Origin of the sequence: Streptomyces sp. NPDC088915, from assembly GCF_044749825.1 — a bacterium.
Taxonomy (GTDB): domain Bacteria; phylum Actinomycetota; class Actinomycetes; order Streptomycetales; family Streptomycetaceae; genus Streptomyces.
Genome location: NZ_JBIVIR010000002.1, coordinates 301,771 through 318,567, shown reverse-complemented (window position 1 = coordinate 318,567; position 16,797 = coordinate 301,771). Strand labels below are relative to the sequence as shown.

Below are 16,797 nucleotides of genomic sequence, written 5' to 3'. Positions count from 1 at the left end.
GGTGAACTCCCTTGGAGCATGAGGAAGGGCGGATGCGTGGAACGGTTCCGGTGGAGGCGGCCCCATGGTCTGTTTCCGGCCACAACGCGGAGCGACGCGGGCGCGACGCCGGGGCGATCCCTGGGTGAACGCCGGGGATCGCCCCGAACGCCCGACACCCCCTAGTAACGGTCCAGGATGAGACGCGTCTTCAGGACGTCGCCGTGGTACAGCCACCCCTTCGACTCGGCCAGGGCCACCGCGTCCTCGTGCAGCTCGGCCGCGTCGGCTGCGGAGTCGGTCTTGAGGGACAGTTCGACGACGTACTCCGTGCCGGTCCCGCCCGCGCCGACCACCGGCAGCACCTCGACGCTCGCGTCGTCGGAGGCGCCCCACTCCCCCTCGTACACCGTGGCGGTGACCGGTCCGTGGGCGCGGGACTGCTGGAGGAGGCCCTTGCCCCAGCCGGTGCCGCCCCACGTGGCGAGCTTGCCGGGGACGTCGGCGGCCAGCCAGTCGCGGCCGGTGGCGCTCGCCGGGAGCGCGGTGCCCGCGTACCCCTTGGCGCTGCGGCTCTTCTCGTTGCTGAAGCTCAGCGTCTGCTTCGCGTAGCCCCAGTCGACCTCGGCCTTGTAGGTGGTGTCGCCGCTGTCGAAACCGGCCGCGTTCGCCGCGTCGAGCGCGGCCTTCAGGTCGCCGTTCGCGACGGGGAAGCGCTTCTTGTACGTCTCCTCGAACGAGGACCCGTCCTTGTGGCGCAGCCGGACGCTCCACCCCTCGGCGTCGAGGGCGAGGCCGTCGGTGTCGTAGTAGGCGTACGAACGGGACTTGGCGGAACCGGTGATGCCGAACGCCGACTTCACCGCCGCGCTCGGCGCGTGGGAGGCGTCGAGGGCCGCCGCCGTGAGGTTGATCTTCACCTCGTACGTCGGGACGGCGTTGGCCGCGGCGTGCGCGGGCGTGCCCGGGGCGAGGAGCGCGACGGCGGCGGCGAGGACGGCGGCGGAGGCGGCTGCGGCGGGGCGCGGGGCCCGCGAGGTGAGGGTCATGCGGCCGATCCTCACGAGGCCGGGTGAGGAGCGCGTGGCGCCGGGGCGTGCCCCGGGTGAACCGGTGGCGACCGGAGGCCCGCCGCCCCGTACGCGGAAGCACATTCGATCGTCCGTCCCGGAAGGGAGAATCGCGCCATGGTGATCACCCCGCGCGTCCTCAACCGCTCCACCCTCGCCCGGCAGTTGCTCCTCGCCCGCGAGCCGATCGGCGTCGAGGACGCCGTGCGGCGGGTGGTGGCCCTCCAGGCGCAGCGGCCGGGCTCTCCGTACGTGGCCCTGTGGAACCGGATCGCGGGCTTCGAGCCGGAGCGGTTCGACGAGGCCCTGAACGGGTTCCGGGTGGTCCGGTCGACGCTGATGCGGCTCACCCTCCACCAGGTGCACGCCGACGACTACCGGGCCTTCCGGGAGGCCATGGAGCCGACGCTGCGCGGCGGACGGCTCCACGACCCCCGGTTCACGGCGGCCGGGTTCACGGCCGCCGACGCCGACGCGCTCCTGCCCGGCCTGCTCGCCCACGCCGCGGAGGCGCGGACCGGGGCCGAGCTGCGGGAGCTGGTCGAGCGGGGCCGGAGCGGGCCGGTGGCGCCCGTGGTCTGGCGGATGGTGCGCCAGTACGCGCCGCTGTGGCACGTGCCGACGGGCCCGCCGTGGGCGTTCGGGAGCGCGCAGTCCTTCGTCGCCGCCGCCGAACGGCCCGCGCTCGCCGACCCGGAGGCGTCCGCCGCCGGTCTGGCCGTCCTGCTCCGGCGCTACCTGGAGGGGTTCGGGCCCGCGTCCGTGGCGAACATGGCGCAGTTCACGACGGCGCCCCGGCGCCTGGTGCGCGAGGCGGTGCGGACCCTGGAAGAAGGACTGGTACGGCTGGAGGGGGCCGACGGCACGGTCCTGTACGACGTCCCGGGGGCGCCGCTCCCCGACGCGGAGACCCCGGCCCCGCCGCGCCTCCTCGCCATGTGGGACAGCGTCCTCCTCGCGTACGCGGACCGCTCCCGGATCATCCCGCCCGCCTACCGCGGGCACGTGATCCGGGTGAACGGCGACACGCTGCCGGCGCTCCTCGTGGACGGGTACGTCGCCGGGGTCTGGCGGCCGGTCGGGGGCGGGATCGAGGTCTCGGCCTTCCACCCGCTGTCCGCCGGGGCCTGGGAGGGCCTGGCCGCCGAGGCCTCGGCGCTCGGCGGCTTCCTGACGGCCCGGGACCCGCTGGTCTACCGCCGCTACGACCACTGGTGGGCCAAGGGCTTCCCGGCGGTGGAGACGCGGGTGCTGCCGGCCGGGTGACCGGCAGCGGCCGTCATCCCCTCGCCACCAGCTCCCGCAGGGCCGTGTTGAGCGCGAGGACGTTGACCCGGGGCTCCCCCACGAAGCCGAGGGCGCGGCCCTCCGTGCGGTCGGCGACGAGCCCGGCGACGGCCGCGAGGGGCAGGCCGTTGCGCTCGGCGACCCGGTGGACCTGGAGCCTCGCGTACTCCGGGGAGATGTGCGGGTCCAGGCCGGAGCCGGAGGAGGTGACGGCGTCGGGCGGCACGTCCGAGGGCCTCACCTCGTACGAGGCCGTCGAGTTGTCCCGTACGACGGCCGCCCTGGCCTCCTTCACCCACCGGACCAACTCGGCGTCGTCGCCGGACCGGTTGGTCGCGCCGGAGAGGAGCAGGGAGTACCGGGTGTTGACGGAGTTGACGCCCAGGCCGTTCGAGGGGCGCGGCTGGAACCAGCGGAGGTCGGGGGCCGGGGCCTCCCCGCCGTCCTTCGCCGGCAGGTCGTAGCGCTGCCCGACGAGCGAGGAGCCGACGACCCGGCCGCTGCCGTCCCGTACCTCGGAGCCGTTCGCCCGTTCCGGGAAGGCCAGTTGGGCGACGGCGGTGACGGCGAGGGGGTAGAGGACGCCGCACACGACGGTGAGGACGAGGAGGGCGCGCAGGCCCGCCCCGAGCAGGCGTCCGGTCCTTCTGGCGGAGTTGTTCATGGTCGGTCAGCCGATTCCGGGGAGGAGGGAGAGGAGCAGGTCGACGAGCTTGATGCCGGCGAACGGGGCGACCAGGCCGCCGAGTCCGTAGACCGCGAGGTTGCGCCGGAGCATCGCGTCGGCGCCGGCCGGCCGGTAGCGCACGCCCCGCAGGGCGAGCGGGACGAGGGCGACGATGATCAGCGCGTTGAAGATCACGGCGGAGAGGATCGCGGACTCCGGCGAGGCCAGGCCCATGACGTTGAGCGCGTCCAGGCCCGGATGGGCCACCGTGAACATGGCGGGGATGATCGCGAAGTACTTCGCCACGTCGTTGGCGATCGAGAAGGTCGTCAGCGCTCCCCGGGTGATGAGGAGCTGCTTGCCGATCGCGACGATCTCGATGAGCTTGGTGGGGTCGGAGTCGAGGTCGACCATGTTGCCGGCCTCCTTCGCGGCCGACGTGCCCGTGTTCATGGCGACGCCGACGTCCGCCCGGGCCAGGGCCGGGGCGTCGTTCGTCCCGTCGCCGGTCATCGCGACCAGCTTCCCGCCCGCCTGCTCCCGCCGGATGAGGGCGAGCTTGTCCTCGGGGGTGGCCTCGGCGAGGAAGTCGTCGACCCCGGCCTCCTCCGCGACGGCCTTCGCGGTCAGCGGGTTGTCGCCGGTGATCATGACCGTACGGATGCCCATGCGGCGCAGTTCGGCGAACCGTTCCCGCATGCCCTCCTTGACGACGTCCTTCAGGTGGACGACGCCCAGGACGCGGGCGCCCCCGTCGTCCTCCACGGCCACGAGCAGCGGTGTGCCGCCGGCCCGGGCGATCCCGTCCGCGAGCTCCCGCGCGTCCCCGGGGACCCGGCCGCCGCGCTCCTCCACCCAGGAGGCGACCGCGCCGCTCGCGCCCTTGCGGATCCTGCGGCCGCCGGCGTCCACGCCGGACATGCGGCTCCGGGCGGTGAAGGCGACCCACTCGGCGTCCGCCGGGGCGTCCGGGAGGGGCGGGGTGCCCGGAAGGGGTGCGCCACCCCCTTCCCGCCTCCCCTCCGCGAGGTCCACGATCGAGCGGCCCTCGGGCGTCTCGTCGGCGAGCGAGGAGAGCCGGGCCGCCCCGGCGAGTTCGGCCTCCGTGACACCCTCCACCGGCACGAACGCGCAGGCCCGCCGGTTGCCGAGGGTGATCGTGCCCGTCTTGTCGAGCAGCAGGGTGCTGACGTCGCCCGCGGCCTCGACCGCGCGCCCCGACATCGCGAGGACGTTCCGCTGGACGAGCCGGTCCATGCCCGCGATGCCGATCGCGGAGAGCAGCGCGCCGATCGTCGTCGGGATCAGGCAGACGAGCAGGGCCGTCAGGACGACGAGGGAGGTCTGCGCGTCGGCGCCCGCGTAGACCGCGAAGGGCTTGAGGGTGACGACGGCGAGGAGGAAGACGATCGTCAGCGAGGCGAGCAGGATGTTCAGGGCGACCTCGTTGGGGGTCTTCCTGCGGTCGGCCCCCTCGACCAGGCCGATCATCCGGTCGATGAAGGTGTCGCCGGGCTTCGTGGTGATCCTGACGACGATCCGGTCGGAGAGCACCTTCGTGCCGCCGGTCACCGCGCACCGGTCGCCGCCGGACTCGCGGACGACCGGGGCGGACTCGCCCGTGATCGCGGACTCGTCCACGGAGGCGACCCCCTCGACGACGTCGCCGTCGCCGGGTATGACGTCGCCGGTCTCGCAGACCACCAGGTCGCCGACGCGCAGTTCGGTGCCGGGGACCAGTTCCTCCCCGGTCCCGGCGGACCCGCTGGTCCCACTGGCCCCACCGTTCCCGGCGACCCGGCGGGCGACCGTCCCCGTCCTGGCCCTGCGCAGGGTGTCCGCCTGCGCCTTGCCCCGGCCCTCGGCGACCGCCTCCGCCAGGTTGGCGAAGACCGTGGTGAGCCACAGCCAGGCGCTGATCGCCCAGCCGAACCGGTCGCCGGGGTGCGCGAGCGCGAGCCCGGTGGTGACCACGGAGCCGACCCACACCACGAACATGACGGGGGACCCGACCATGGCCCGGGGGTCGAGCTTCCGGAGCGCGTCCGGGAGGGCGGCGGCCAGTTGCCCCGGGGCGAACAGGCCCCCGCCGACGCGGCCGGACCGGGTGTCCGGGCGCCGTTCCCCGGGGGCGCCGGCCCGTGGGGGCCGGGCGGGTGCGGTGGTGCTCATGCTGCGAGCCCTTCGGCGAGCGGTCCCAGCGCGAGCGCCGGGAAGTAGGTGAGTCCGGCGACGATCGCGATCGTGCCGAGGAGGAGACCGCTGAACAGCGGCTTCTCGGTGCGCAGGGTGCCCGCGGTGCGGGGCACGGGGGTCTGTCCGGCGAGCGAGCCGGCCAGGGCCAGGACGAACACCATCGGCAGGAAGCGGCCGAGGAGCATCGCGATGCCGAGCGTGGTGTTGAACCAGGGGGTGTCGGCGTTCAGTCCGGCGAACGCGGAGCCGTTGTTGTTGGCCGCCGAGGTGTACGCGTAGAGGACCTCGGAGAAGCCGTGCGCGCCGGAGTTGGCCATCGACTCCGGTGGCGTGGGCAGGGCCATCGCGACGGCGGTGAGGCCCAGGACGAGCGCCGGGGTGACCAGGAGGTAGCAGGCGGCGTGCGTGATCTCGCGGACGCCGATCCGCTTCCCCAGGTACTCGGGGGTGCGGCCGACCATGAGGCCGGCGACGAACACCGCGATCACGGCCATGACCAGCATGCCGTACAGGCCGGAGCCGACGCCGCCGGGCGCGATCTCGCCCAGCTGCATCCCGAGCAGGGTGATCCCGCCGCCGAAGCCGGTGTACGAGGAGTGGAAGGAGTTCACGGCGCCGGTCGAGGTCAGCGTGGTCGCCACCGCGAAGAGCGCCGAGCCGCCGATCCCGAACCGGGTCTCCTTGCCCTCGGCGGCCCCGCCCGCGAGGTCGAACGCCGGGCCGCCGTGGTGGAACTCGGTCCACATCATGAGGGCGGTGAAGCCGGCCCAGATCGCGGCCATGGTGCCGAGGATCGCGTACCCCTGCTTCGGGGAGCCGGTCATCCGGCCGAAGGTGCGGGTCAGGGCGGTGGGGATCAGGAGGATCAGATAGATCTGGAAGAGGTTGGAGAGGGCGTTCGGGTTCTCGAAGGGGTGGGCGGAGTTGGCGTTGAAGTAGCCGCCGCCGTTGGTGCCGAGGACCTTGACGGCCTCCTGGGAGGCGACCGCGCCGCCGTTCCACTGCTGGGTGCCGCCGGAGAACTGTCCCACCTCGTGGATGCCGGAGAAGTTCTGGATCGCGCCGCACGCGACCAGGACCAGGGCGGCGACGACGGAGAGCGGCAGCAGGATCCGGAGCGTGCCCCGGACCAGGTCGGCCCAGAAGTTGCCGAGTTCACCGGTGCGGATGGGGGCGCCCCCTGCTCGAGCGGAGCCGAGAGCTCGGGGGATCGTGAAACCCCGGACGAGGGCGACGGCCACCGCCATGCCGACCGCCGCCGACACGAAGTTCTGCACGGCGAGGCCGCCGGTCTGCACGACGTGGCCCATGGCCTGTTCGCCGTAGTACGACTGCCAGTTGGTGTTGGTGACGAACGAGGCCGCCGTGTTGAACGCCTGGTCCGGGTCGATCGACGCGAAGCCGAGCGAGCCCGGCAGCACGCCCTGGACCCGCTGGAGCAGATAGAGGAGGAGGACGCCGACGGCGGAGAAGGCGAGGACGCAGCGCAGGTAGGCGGGCCACCGCATCCCCGTGTCGGGGTCGGCGCCGATCGCCCGGTAGATCCACCGCTCGGGGGCGAGGTGCCGCTCCGAGGAGTAGACGCGGGCCATGTGATCGCCCAGCGGGCGGTGGGACAGGCCGAGGGCGACGGCCAGGGCCAGGAACTGGAGGGATGCCGCGAGGACGGGGCTCATGTTCTTCCCTCGCCTCAGAACCGGTCGGGCTTGACGAGGGCGAGGACGAGGTAGCCCAGGAGACCGGCGGCCACCAGGAGACCGACGATGTTCTCGGTGCTCACTGCTTGGCCACCCCCCTGGCGACGAGGGCCACCAGCGCGAAGAGCGCGATCGTGGTGGCGACGAGGGCCGCGTCGGCCATCGTGGACTCCCGGATGGAGAGGGTCCCGGCCGCGGGGCGCGGGACGGAGGTTTTCGGACGAGACGAGGAAACCCCCGCCCGGGGCCGCCCGCCGCTCCCGTTGACGCCCCTCTGACGCCGTACGCGTCCTTCTTGACGCTTCCCGTACGTCCCTTGACGTGCCCCGTACGCCTCCCGGCGCACCGGCCCCGCGCCCGCCGCACCCATTGCCAGGTGCCGGAAGTGCACCTATCTTCGAGGCCACACCTACGGACCGGGATGCTCGTCAGTCCCGGGGCGGTCCGCCGTTCACGGGCCGGACGGCGGGGAGCGGACCCTCGGGACGACGGGGGCGCTGGACGCCGGGCGTACGGGATATCCGTATCCACGTACCCGCGGGAGCTGAGCAGCACATGAGCAAGCACGTCCTGGCACAGAACCAGTACGGCAAGGCCGAGAACCGGATCGTCACCGTGACCCGCAAGGGCGACGACGGGGCCTGGCACGAGATCCGCGACCTGAACGTGTCGGTGGCGCTGCGCGGCGAGTACCGCGACGTGCACCTGACCGGCGACAACGGCAACTGCCTGCCGACCGACACCACCAAGAACACGGTGTACGCCTTCGCCAAGGAGCACGGCGTCGCCTCCCCCGAGGCCTTCGCGATCCACCTCGCCCGGCACTTCGTGACCTCCCAGCCGGTCATCCACGAGGCGCAGGTCCGGGTCGAGGAGTTCGCCTGGGAGCGGATCCCGGTCCCGACGCGCAAGGAGCAGCACTCCTTCGTCCGCAAGGGCCAGGAGGTCCGCACCGCGCAGGTCACGCACTCGGAGACCACCGGACTCCAGGTCCTGTCGGGCCTGAAGGAGCTGACGGTGATGAACTCGACCAACTCCGAGTTCCACGGCTTCGTCAAGGACGAGTACACGACGCTCCAGGAGGCGTACGACCGGATCCTCGCCACCAAGGTCACCGCCCGCTGGGCGCATTCGGCCACGGCGGCGGCCGACCCGGAGCACGACTGGGACCGCTCGTACGAGAAGGTGCGCCGGCACATGCTGGAGGCCTTCGCGGAGACGTACAGCTACTCGCTCCAGCAGACCCTGCACGCGATGGCGGACCGGGTCCTGGACCACGTCTCCACGGTCAACGAGGTGCGGCTGAACCTGCCGAACAAGCACCACTTCCTGGTGGACCTGGAGCCGTTCGGCCTGAAGAACGACAACGAGGTGTACTTCGCGGCCGACCGGATGTACGGCCTGATCGAGGGCACCGTCCACCGCCAGGGCGTCCAGCCGGTGATCGCGACCGGCGACTGGATCACCGCCTGAGCCGAGGGCTTGTGGCGGAAGGCGGGGCGCACGGGCCCGGTTCCCGGCCCGGGGCCTTGACCGGCCCGGCCCGTGACGCCCCGCTCCGCGATGGTCCGGCCACGCAGGGCGACGGGTCAAAGCCCGTCCGGTGAGTCCGTCAGATCCCCGCGGGGCGTTCCGGAGGGCCGCGCGGGGGTCTGCCGCGGGGTGGTGGAGGGGGCCGTGACCTGCGCGGAAGGCGGGGGAGGTGGTCCGGCCACCATCCGGGGGCCGATTCGGGTGCCGGGTACACCTCGTCCCCGGGGGCGGTGCCGGGAGACGGTGGTGGTGCAGCGGGAAGGAGCTGCGCACCCTTCGGGCAGGAGTCTCGTGAGTACATCCGTCGCAACCAGGCGCAGGGCCACCGCGGGGGCCGTCGCCCCGGCCGTCCCCCTGGCCACCGTCAGGTCCGTCGGCGCGGCCGGTGCGCGCGAGGACGTCTACGCCGAGCTGTGTGCCGCGCTCTTCTCCGGCTTCGCCCGCCGCGACCAGCGCCTGAAGGCCGAGCAGTACCTGCACGGTCTGCTCACCGCGCAGGGCCGCAAGTCGATCCGCAACATCGCCGCGCAGATCGGCGGTCCGGCGGCCGAGCAGAGCCTGCACCACTTCGTCTCCAGCTCCACCTGGGACTGGCAGCCGATGCGCGCGGCGCTCGGCCGGTACCTGGAGCGCAACGGCTGCCCGCAGGCCTGGGTGGTGCGGCCCATGCCGATCCCCAAGGCCGGGGAGCACTCGGTGGGCGTGGACCGGCGCTTCGACCCGGAGCGCGGCCAGGTCTTCCACGGACAGCAGGCCTTCGGCGTGTGGTTCGCGGGCGAGGAGCTGAGCGTCCCGGTCAACTGGCGCCTGTTCCTGCCGGACCCCTGGGTGAACGACCGCACGCGGCGCGACCGCGCGGAGGTTCCCGAGGAGGCCGGCGAGGAGACCCTGGAGGAGTGCGCGGTCGCGGCGGCGCTGGACACCGCCCGCTGGTCCGACGTCGCCCGCAAGCCGGTGCTCATCGACATCCGGGGCGGCGCGGGCCGCGCGGCCCTCACCCGGCTCGCCGGGGCCGGGGTGCCGGTCGTGGCCCGGATCGGGCCGGGCTCCCGGCTCGCGATCGCGGACCGCTCGCTGCCCGGCTTCGGGGCGGGTCCGCTGTCCGCCGTGCAGATACTGGAGTCCCTCAAGGGACTGCGCAGGCCGGTGAGCTGGGTGGACACGGTGGGGGGCGTGCGGACCTCGCGGACCTCGCTCGCCACGGCCGTCCGGGTGGCGCTGCCGACGCCGGGCGGGGAGCGGATGCGTCCGCTGGTGCTGCTCGGCGAGTGGGACGACCCGCGGCGGGCCCCGGCCCGGGTGTGGATCAGCGACCTGACCGGTTCGCCGGTGGGCACCCTGCTGCGGCTGACCAAGCTCGCCCGCCGGGTGGAGCGGGACTTCGTGGAGGTCGGGGAGGGCGCGGGCCTGCGGGACTTCGTGGGCCGCTCGTTCCGCGGCTGGCACCGGCACATCACCCTGGCCTCGGCGGCCCACGCGGCGACGGTCCTGGCCTCCCAGTGGGAGTCGGGACACGGCTCGGCGCGGGGGTACGGCCCGGGCGCGGCGCAGGGGTACGGCTCCGGCTACGGTTCGCGGCGCTCGGCGAGCTGAGGTCCTCCGGCCGGTCGGCCCCGGATCGGGCGCCGTGCCGCGCCCCGCGTCGGACGCTCCGTCCCGTCAGGCCCCGCGCTCCGGCGGGCGGGGCGGTTCGGGGGCGACGCGGCCGCGGGCCAGGGCCTCCCGGGTGCGCTGGAGCCGGAGCGCGAGCTGGACCTCCAGGACCTGGCCGGGCTTCTGCCACTCGGGGCCGAGGAGTTCGCCGATCCGCTCCAGGCGGCGGGAGACCGTGTTGGGGTGGACGTGCAGCGCCTCGGCCGCGTTCGTCGGGCTGCCGCCCGAGGCGAAGTACGCCTCCAGGGTGTGCGTGAGGTCGGTGAACCGCTCGGCGTCGTAGGCGAGCACGGGCCCGATCGCCGACTCCACGAAGCCGTCCACGTCGTTGTCGTCGGAGAGCAGCAGCCCCAGGAAGCCCAGGTCCCGCACGGAGGCCGCGGAGCCGGTGCCGCCGAGGGCGCTCATCGCGTCGAGGCAGCGCCAGGCCTCCCGGTGCATCCGCCCGACGGCGTCCGGGCTCCAGCCGGGTCCGGCGGAGGCGACGGAGACGGGGTGGCCGAGCAGCGGGGAGAGTTCGGCGGCGACGGCCCTGGCGGCGGCCGAGGCGTCGTCCCCCGGCAGCAGCAGCACGATGCAGCCGCCCTGCACGGTCTTCAGACCGGAGAGGCGGTACGCGTACGAGGACGCCCACACGACCGCCCGGCCCTGCTCGCCGCCCTCGGGCCGGGCGAGCACGAGGACGTGCGGCCGGCGCAGGTCGACGCCGAGGCGGCCGGCCCGCTGGGCGATCTGCTGCGGCGCGTGCGGCGGGTCCGCGATGAGGTCGTCGAGGAGTTCGTCGCGGACGGGCCCCTCGGCGACGGCGGTGGAGCGCCGCATGAGGAGGAGGAAGGCGACGGACTGGGCGGCGAGTTCGAGGAGCCGTTCGTCCTCGCCGGTGAGTCCGCCGTCGGCGTGGACGACGAGGCCGCCGAGGTCCTCGGAGCCCGCGATGACGGGCGCGACCCAGATGTCGTCGGCGGCGAGGACCGGGCGGCGGCGGGCGTGGGCGTCGAGCGCGGCCTTCTCGACGGCTTCCTCGACGGCCTCCTCGTCGAGGCCGGGGACGTCGCCGACGGCGGCGAGCGACCGGCCGCCGGGGTCGCGGATCAGGACGCTCGCGTCGAGGGCGTCGGCGGCGGCCTTGGCCACGTTGCGCAGGTCGCCGCCCGCGAGGACGAGGTTCATGATGCGGCCGTGGGCCTCGCTGACGTGCCGCATCCGGGTGAGGCGGGTGCGCACCCGGGCGCTGTCCCGCTCCAGTTCGGAGACCTCGGCCCGGGTCCGGTCGAGGAGGCCGGCCTTCTCGACGGCGAGGGCGGCCAGGTCCGCGAGCCCGGCGAGGAGCCCGATCTCCTCGGAGGTGTGGTGGCGGACGCGCCGGTCCGCGCCGAACAGGGTGCCGATGACGGTCTCGCCGCTGCGCAGCGGCGCGGCCACGATCGCGTGGAGCCCCTCGGCGCGCAGGGCGGCCTCGGCGTCCTCGTCGAAGGCGGGGGCGTGGACGCCCGCGTCGAGGGAGCCGGAGGGGGCGAACCGCTCGTCGGCGAGGTAGTCCGGGGTCCAGACGGGCACGCCGTGGAGCTGGACGGCGCCGCCGAGTCCGTACCCCTCGGCGATCCGGAGGCCGGGGGCGAGGCGCGGTCCCCCGGTGCGGCCGGGGCGGGTGCCCTCGGTGGTGTGGACGTAGCAGGCGCCGTGCGGGCCGCGCAGGGTGACGTACGCCAGGTCGAGGCCGAGGAGCCGGCGGGCGCGGCGGGTGATGACGTGCAGCAGGCCGTCGAGGTCGTAGGAGAGGGTCAGGTCGCGGGCGGTGTCGGTGAGGGCGTCGAGCCCGGCCTCGCGGCGCGCGTCGTGGGCGCGTTCGGCGTTGATCCGGCCGGCGAGGACGGCGGCGCGCTCCAGGCGGTCGAGGTCCGCGCGGCCGAGGCCGCCGCGGCGGGCCTCGTCGAGGAGGGCGTCGAAGCGGGCGGGCGGGGCCTGGCGGGCGAGGAGTTCGAGGACCGTGAGCAGCGGGTCGGCACCACCGGCTCCGTCCGCGCCGTGCGTGGTCATGGTCGAAGCTCCCGTATGTCGAGCGAAATCGGGCACCTCGGAGGAAACCCGTCCTGTCCGCCGAAACTAATTCGGCTTCGGAAGCCGGTCAACGGTGAGTTGCCGCACTTCATTCCCCTCGGGGAGCCGGGAGGGGCCGGGTGGCGGTCCGTTCCGGTGCTCGGTCGTGGCCCGCCGGGCGGGCCCGGTCGTGGCCGTGATCCGCCGCACCGGCCCGGTCGTCCGTCAGCCGAAGGAGCCGGCCGGGACGAGGCGGGGGCGGGGCGGGGCGTACTGGGCGGGGACGCGGAGGCCGAGGCCGGGGCGGCCGCCGGTGTGCCGCACGGCGAGGACCGAGCGCTGGAGGCGCCGCAGTCGGGCCGAGGGCTCCATGCCGCTCTCCGCCGCGAGGGCGAGGCGCAGCCGCTCGTACACGGTGAGGGCCTCGTCGTGCCGGCCGCAGCGCAGCAGGGCGGCCATGAGGTGGGCGTGGAGGGGCTCGTTGGTGCGGTAACGGGCGACGAGTCCGGTGAGTTCCGGGACGAGTTCGGCGTGCCGGCCGAGGCCGAGTTGTGCTTCGAGCCACTGGTCGAGGACGCTGAGCCGGGAGGTTTCGAGGCGCTCGATCTCCTTGCGGAGGCGGGGTCCGGCGGCGACGCCCGCGTAGGGGTCGCCGCGCCACAGGGCGAGGGCCTCGCCGAGGCGGAGCGCGGCACGGGAGAGGTCGCCGGCCTCCATGGCGCGGTAGCCGGCGCCGGCCGCGCGCTCGAACTGCCATACGTCGTGGGCGCCGCCGCCGGTGTCGAGCCGGTAGCCGCCGGGCTGGGCGACGAGGACCGCGTCGGCGGTGCGCCGGTCGGACCAGCCGGTCCGCGGGTCGGCGGGGCCGGTGGCGCGCAGGGCGTCCGCGACGAGGGCGCGCAGCCCGGCTATGTGGGCCTGGAGCTCCGCGCGGGCGCCGCGCGGCGCGCCGGACGGCCACAGCTCCTCGGTCAGGACCGTCACGGGGACGACCTGGTCGGCGCTGGCCGTGAGCAGGGCGAGCAGCTGCCGGGGGGCTGCCGCCGTCGGGGTGATCGACATCCCGTTCTCACGTACCGACAGTCCCCCCAGGATCCGGACGTCCACCTTGCCCCCTCAGTGCCTGTGCGGTGTCTGCGCGCGGGATGACTCTCGATGATTAGAAAAGACCCCCGTAGGCATGTCAATAAGAAACCGGAGGGTATGGAATCACCTCCCGGGATATCGGGGTGATTCACCCCCTTTGTCGTGCTATTGGGGCGTCTGATTTTCGTCACTGGCCGAGATCGCACCCGTGGCGAAAGACTGTTTCCGGACTCGGGGGTACGCTTTCGGGGGTCCTCCGGAGGGTGCGGAGGGGCTTCGACCCTCGACTTCACGCCACAAACAGACGGCCCGGTACGGTTCCCGGCGGAGCCGCGGGGCGTCAGCGGAGCACGGCGGCGGCGGTGAGCAGGCCGAAGGAGACCGTGATCAGGGCCGTGCGGGCGCGGTGGAAGGCGTTCCAGCGCGCCTCGAAGGCGGCCCGGACCGGCGCGGGGTCGCCCGCGGGGGCGCTCGCCAGGGCGTTGTTGAGGGGGATGTTGCCGCCGAGGGTGACCAGGTGGTTGAGGACCGCGCACACGAGCCCCGCGAGGAGGAGCCACGTCCGCGCGTCCGTGCGCCCGTCGACGGGGACGAGGAGCGCGGCGGCGGGGAGGGCGACGACGCCGAGGAAGACGGTGAGGAACACGGCCCTCGGCACGCACTCGTTGATCCGGCGCATCGCCGTGACGAACTCCGCGTCCGTCAGGCGGGCGAGCGCGGGCATGACCCCGGTCAGGAAGATCAGCATGAAACCGGCGTAGAGGCCGGTGCAGACGACGGCGAGGGCGAGCAGCAGGGTGGCCATGCGGCCATTCTGTCCCGCTGCCCGCCCCACGCGTGAGGCGTACGCGTCAGGTGTGCGCGTCGGCCGTACGGGGCGGGCGCGGCGGTCGTACGGGTCGTGCGCGGCGGTCGTACGGGGCGGGCGCGTCGGTCGTACGGGGCGGGCGCGGGCGCCGGGTGCACGGAGTGGGCGGGCACGCAGGTCGTGCGGAGTGGGCGGGCGCGCCGGTCGTACGGAGCCGGTGCGGGCGCCGTCAGCTGTACGGGTCGCCCGAGCGCAGCTCCCCCTCCCCCGTCCGGCCCGGCTCCGACGGGTCGTCCGCCGGGCCGCGCAGGGTCTCCGCCCGCCGCACCGCCTCGGCGAGCTCCCGCACCACCGCCGAGCCGGAGCGCTCGGCGATCGCGTCGGCGTGCCGCGCGAGCGTCCCGAGCGCCGGTGTCCCCGGCAGCGAGCCGCCTCGCAGGACGTCCGCGAAGTAGGCCGCGATCGCGGTCAGTTGGAGGCTGTCGTGGCCGCCGCCCCAGACGTCGGCGGTCAGTGCGCCGGTCGCGACGGTGCCGGAGCGCTCGCGCGGGGCCCGGGTGGCGGGGTCGAGCCAGCGGACGGTGGCGGTGGCGACGGTCCCGGTCGCCCCGGGTCTGGTCCTGACCGCGTACAGCGCGGTGACCGTGTGGCCGGCCCCGATCTCGCCGCCGTCCACCCGGTCGTTCCGGAAGTCCTCGTCGGCGACCTCCCGGTTCTCGTACCCGATCAGCCGGAACTTCTCGACGGTCCGCCGGTCGAAGGCGACCTGCGCCCTGGCGTCGCGGGCGCGCAGTTCGACGTGGGCGGGGAGCTGGTCGACGAAGACCTTGCGGGCCTGCGCGGCGTTGGAGACGTACGTCGTCTGGCCGTCGCCCCTGTCGGCGAGCTTCTCCATGAACGCGTCGCCGAACTCGCTGCCGACACCGACGCCGAAGAGGGTGATGCCGTACTCCCGGCGCTCCTCCTCGATGCGGGCGAGGATCGTCTCCGCCTCGGTGGAGCCGGTGTTGGCGAGGGCGTCGGAGAGCAGGACGACCCGGTTGGTGGCGTCCGCGCGGTGTCCCTCGACGGCGACGTCGTAGCCGGTGCGGACACCCGCCTCGACGTTGGTGGACGCGGCGGTCGCCAGGGAGTCCACCACGTCGCGGATCCGGTTCCGGGCCTCCCCGACGCGGGTCATGGGCAGCCGGGTCTCGGCCTCGGAGCTGAAGGTGACGAGCGCGATCGAGTCGTCGTCGCGGAGCTCGCCGACGAGCAGCCCGAGGGACTCCTTGACGAGGTCGAGCCGCCCCGGCTCGCCCATGGAGCCCGAGACGTCGACGACGAAGGTGAGCGCGGCGGGCGGGCGTTCGCCGCCCCGGTCCGCGCCCCGGGTGGCGAGCCCGACCCGGACCAGGGACCAGCCGTCCCGCCCGGTGCGGGCGCCGTCGAGGGTGACGCCGAAGCCGTCGTCGGCGGGGCGCTCGTAGTCCGGGCGGAAGCTGTTGACGAACTCTTCGGGGCGCACGGTCGCCGGATCGGGCAGCCGTCCCTCGGCGAGGGCGCGGCGGGCGTATCCGTACGAGGCGGTGTCCACGTCCAGGGCGAAGGTGGACAGGTAGTCGGGCGCGGGCGACGGGGACCGCTGCTCGCCCCCCTCGGGGTGCGCCGTCCCGCCGCGCCCGCCGTCGGGGAGGGCCGGCGCGGTGGGGCGGCCCTCCTTCGTGCTCCGGTCGGCGCTGCCCCCGTCGCCGGACGCGCCACAGCCGCTGAGGGCGATCCCGGCGGCGAGCAACCCCGCGATCACGGCCGGAAGCCGGGTCCTGCGGGGCCGGGCCCCGCCCGTCTCTCGTCGTTCCATGTCCATCTCCCCCTCTTCGTACGGCACTTGTGAATGTGACGAACGGGGGCGCCGGAAAGAGCGGTCGGAGTGGTTGCGGATGGATCTCGATGCGGCAACGGCGACACGGGTGAACCCCGGTGGCATGGATTCGCCATCCTTCTCAACAGGGGTTGTCACCGTGTGCAGTCACATGCGTACATGGAGTGGACATCGATCGGCGGGGGTGGTCAGCGGTGGCAGAGAGCGCGGGCTCCGTGATGCTCGCCCGTTCGGCGATGAACCGGGCCGTGACCGAGGGACAGCGGCCCGCGGGGCGTCCGGTCCGGGGAGCGCGGCGCATCAGTGCCGCGCTCGCCGGGCTGGCCGCCTCCACCCGGCACGAGCTGCTGACCTTCGACGACCCGGTCGCGTCCGCGGGCTACGCGATCCCCGAGCCGTTCCTGGAGCTGGCGGAAGCGTGCATGCGGGCCGCGGCGGAGCGGGCCGACGAGGTGCGCAGGATCGTCCCGAGACACGCGCTGCCCCGGATCGAGGGCGGGCTCCGGGTCCCCGGCCAGGCCCGCCTGGCGGAGTCGATCCCGTTCAAGATGATCCTGGTCGACCGGACGGTGGCGGCGGTCCCGCTCGACCTGGAGCTGCTCTACAACGGGCTGCTGCTGATCCGGGACCCGGTGGTGGTCCAGGCCCTCGTCCGGGCCCACCAGGTCTGCTGGGCGCTGGCCGAGGACCCGGCGGCGTACACGGTGCCGTCCCCGTCCCCGCCGCCGGACGACCTGCCGCCCCTCCTGCGGCCGGTGCTCGACGCCCTCGTCGCGGGGCTCACGGACGAGACGGCGGCGGCCCGGCTCGGCATGTCCGCGCGGACCTACAGCCGCCGGGTCGGCGAGCTGATGGCGGCCCTCGGCACGACGAGCCGCTTCCGCGCGGGCGCGGAAGCGGCTCGAAGGGGGTGGTTGTGAGGG

13 protein-coding genes are annotated in these 16,797 nt (G+C 74.3%); 4 read left to right on the top strand and 9 right to left on the bottom strand.

Translation table 11 applies throughout. From position 1 onward, the window contains the following. Positions 1-161: 161 nt before the first annotated feature. On the bottom strand, positions 162-1,028 hold the full coding sequence (locus ACIP5O_RS05035) for a hypothetical protein (protein WP_401288719.1): 867 nt from the start codon (positions 1,026-1,028) through the stop codon (positions 162-164). Between the two features lie 138 nt (positions 1,029-1,166). On the opposite strand from ACIP5O_RS05035, the gene ACIP5O_RS05030 reads away from it, so the two are divergent. Next, positions 1,167-2,315 carry a winged helix DNA-binding domain-containing protein gene (locus ACIP5O_RS05030; RefSeq protein ID WP_401288716.1) on the top strand — a complete coding sequence of 383 codons (1,149 nt, stop codon included), beginning with the start codon at positions 1,167-1,169 and terminating at the stop codon, positions 2,313-2,315. 13 nt (positions 2,316-2,328) lie between these two features. On the opposite strand, the gene ACIP5O_RS05025 is transcribed toward ACIP5O_RS05030, so the two are convergent. The 4 genes from ACIP5O_RS05025 to kdpF are packed head-to-tail and all read right to left on the bottom strand — an operon-like array spanning position 2,329 to position 6,979. Next, positions 2,329-3,000, bottom strand: coding sequence for a potassium-transporting ATPase subunit C (locus ACIP5O_RS05025; RefSeq protein WP_401288714.1), 672 nt, complete (start codon positions 2,998-3,000; stop codon positions 2,329-2,331). Positions 3,001-3,006: 6 nt separating this feature from the next. Beyond that, on the bottom strand, positions 3,007-5,175 hold the full coding sequence (kdpB, locus tag ACIP5O_RS05020; protein WP_401288712.1) for a potassium-transporting ATPase subunit KdpB: 2,169 nt from the start codon (positions 5,173-5,175) through the stop codon (positions 3,007-3,009). Then, on the bottom strand, positions 5,172-6,875 hold the full coding sequence (gene kdpA, locus ACIP5O_RS05015) for a potassium-transporting ATPase subunit KdpA (RefSeq protein ID WP_401288709.1): 1,704 nt from the start codon (positions 6,873-6,875) through the stop codon (positions 5,172-5,174). The genes kdpB and kdpA overlap by 4 nt, the downstream gene beginning before the upstream one ends. Before the next feature lie 14 nt (positions 6,876-6,889). After that, positions 6,890-6,979, bottom strand: coding sequence for a K(+)-transporting ATPase subunit F (kdpF, locus tag ACIP5O_RS05010; protein ID WP_125664953.1), 90 nt, complete (start codon positions 6,977-6,979; stop codon positions 6,890-6,892). 472 nt (positions 6,980-7,451) lie between these two features. Here kdpF and pucL point away from each other — a divergent pair, with 472 nt between their 5' ends. After that, entirely contained in the window at positions 7,452-8,369 is a 918-nt protein-coding gene (pucL, locus tag ACIP5O_RS05005) for a factor-independent urate hydroxylase (protein WP_401288706.1), read from the top strand. A 351-nt stretch (positions 8,370-8,720) separates the two neighbouring features. Further along, positions 8,721-10,022, top strand: a complete 1,302-nt coding sequence (locus ACIP5O_RS05000) for an IS701 family transposase (RefSeq protein ID WP_401288703.1) — start codon at positions 8,721-8,723, stop codon at positions 10,020-10,022. 66 nt (positions 10,023-10,088) lie between these two features. On the opposite strand, the gene ACIP5O_RS04995 is transcribed toward ACIP5O_RS05000, so the two are convergent. From ACIP5O_RS04995 to ACIP5O_RS04980, 4 genes are all read right to left on the bottom strand, one after another. Further along, complete coding sequence (locus tag ACIP5O_RS04995) at positions 10,089-12,119, bottom strand: helix-turn-helix domain-containing protein (protein ID WP_401288700.1); 2,031 nt, start codon at positions 12,117-12,119, stop codon at positions 10,089-10,091. A 225-nt stretch (positions 12,120-12,344) separates the two neighbouring features. Beyond that, positions 12,345-13,226 (bottom strand): BTAD domain-containing putative transcriptional regulator, encoded by an 882-nt coding sequence (locus tag ACIP5O_RS04990; protein ID WP_401288697.1) that lies wholly within the window; start codon positions 13,224-13,226, stop codon positions 12,345-12,347. A 319-nt stretch (positions 13,227-13,545) separates the two neighbouring features. After that, positions 13,546-14,010 carry a DUF1772 domain-containing protein gene (locus tag ACIP5O_RS04985; protein ID WP_401288695.1) on the bottom strand — a complete coding sequence of 155 codons (465 nt, stop codon included), beginning with the start codon at positions 14,008-14,010 and terminating at the stop codon, positions 13,546-13,548. Between the two features lie 232 nt (positions 14,011-14,242). Further along, positions 14,243-15,853, bottom strand: a complete 1,611-nt coding sequence (locus tag ACIP5O_RS04980) for a von Willebrand factor type A domain-containing protein (RefSeq protein WP_401288692.1) — start codon at positions 15,851-15,853, stop codon at positions 14,243-14,245. Positions 15,854-16,068: 215 nt separating this feature from the next. Between ACIP5O_RS04980 and ACIP5O_RS04975 the strand changes: the two genes are divergently transcribed. Further along, positions 16,069-16,794, top strand: a complete 726-nt coding sequence (locus ACIP5O_RS04975; RefSeq protein WP_401288690.1) for a DNA-binding response regulator — start codon at positions 16,069-16,071, stop codon at positions 16,792-16,794. The last annotated feature ends 3 nt before the right edge of the window (positions 16,795-16,797 follow it).

Excerpts from the sequence above, each read along its gene's own strand:
- pucL (WP_401288706.1), top strand. The coding sequence starts at position 7,452 with ATGAGCAAGCACGTCCTGGCACAGAACCAGTACGGCAAGGCCGAGAAC.
- ACIP5O_RS04980 (WP_401288692.1), bottom strand. The coding sequence starts at position 15,853 with ATGGAACGACGAGAGACGGGCGGGGCCCGGCCCCGCAGGACCCGGCTT.
- ACIP5O_RS05030 (WP_401288716.1), top strand. The coding sequence starts at position 1,167 with ATGGTGATCACCCCGCGCGTCCTCAACCGCTCCACCCTCGCCCGGCAG.
- ACIP5O_RS04995 (WP_401288700.1), bottom strand. The coding sequence starts at position 12,119 with ATGACCACGCACGGCGCGGACGGAGCCGGTGGTGCCGACCCGCTGCTC.
- kdpA (WP_401288709.1), bottom strand. The coding sequence starts at position 6,875 with ATGAGCCCCGTCCTCGCGGCATCCCTCCAGTTCCTGGCCCTGGCCGTC.
- kdpB (WP_401288712.1), bottom strand. The coding sequence starts at position 5,175 with ATGAGCACCACCGCACCCGCCCGGCCCCCACGGGCCGGCGCCCCCGGG.
- ACIP5O_RS05025 (WP_401288714.1), bottom strand. The coding sequence starts at position 3,000 with ATGAACAACTCCGCCAGAAGGACCGGACGCCTGCTCGGGGCGGGCCTG.
- ACIP5O_RS04985 (WP_401288695.1), bottom strand. The coding sequence starts at position 14,010 with ATGGCCACCCTGCTGCTCGCCCTCGCCGTCGTCTGCACCGGCCTCTAC.
- ACIP5O_RS05035 (WP_401288719.1), bottom strand. The coding sequence starts at position 1,028 with ATGACCCTCACCTCGCGGGCCCCGCGCCCCGCCGCAGCCGCCTCCGCC.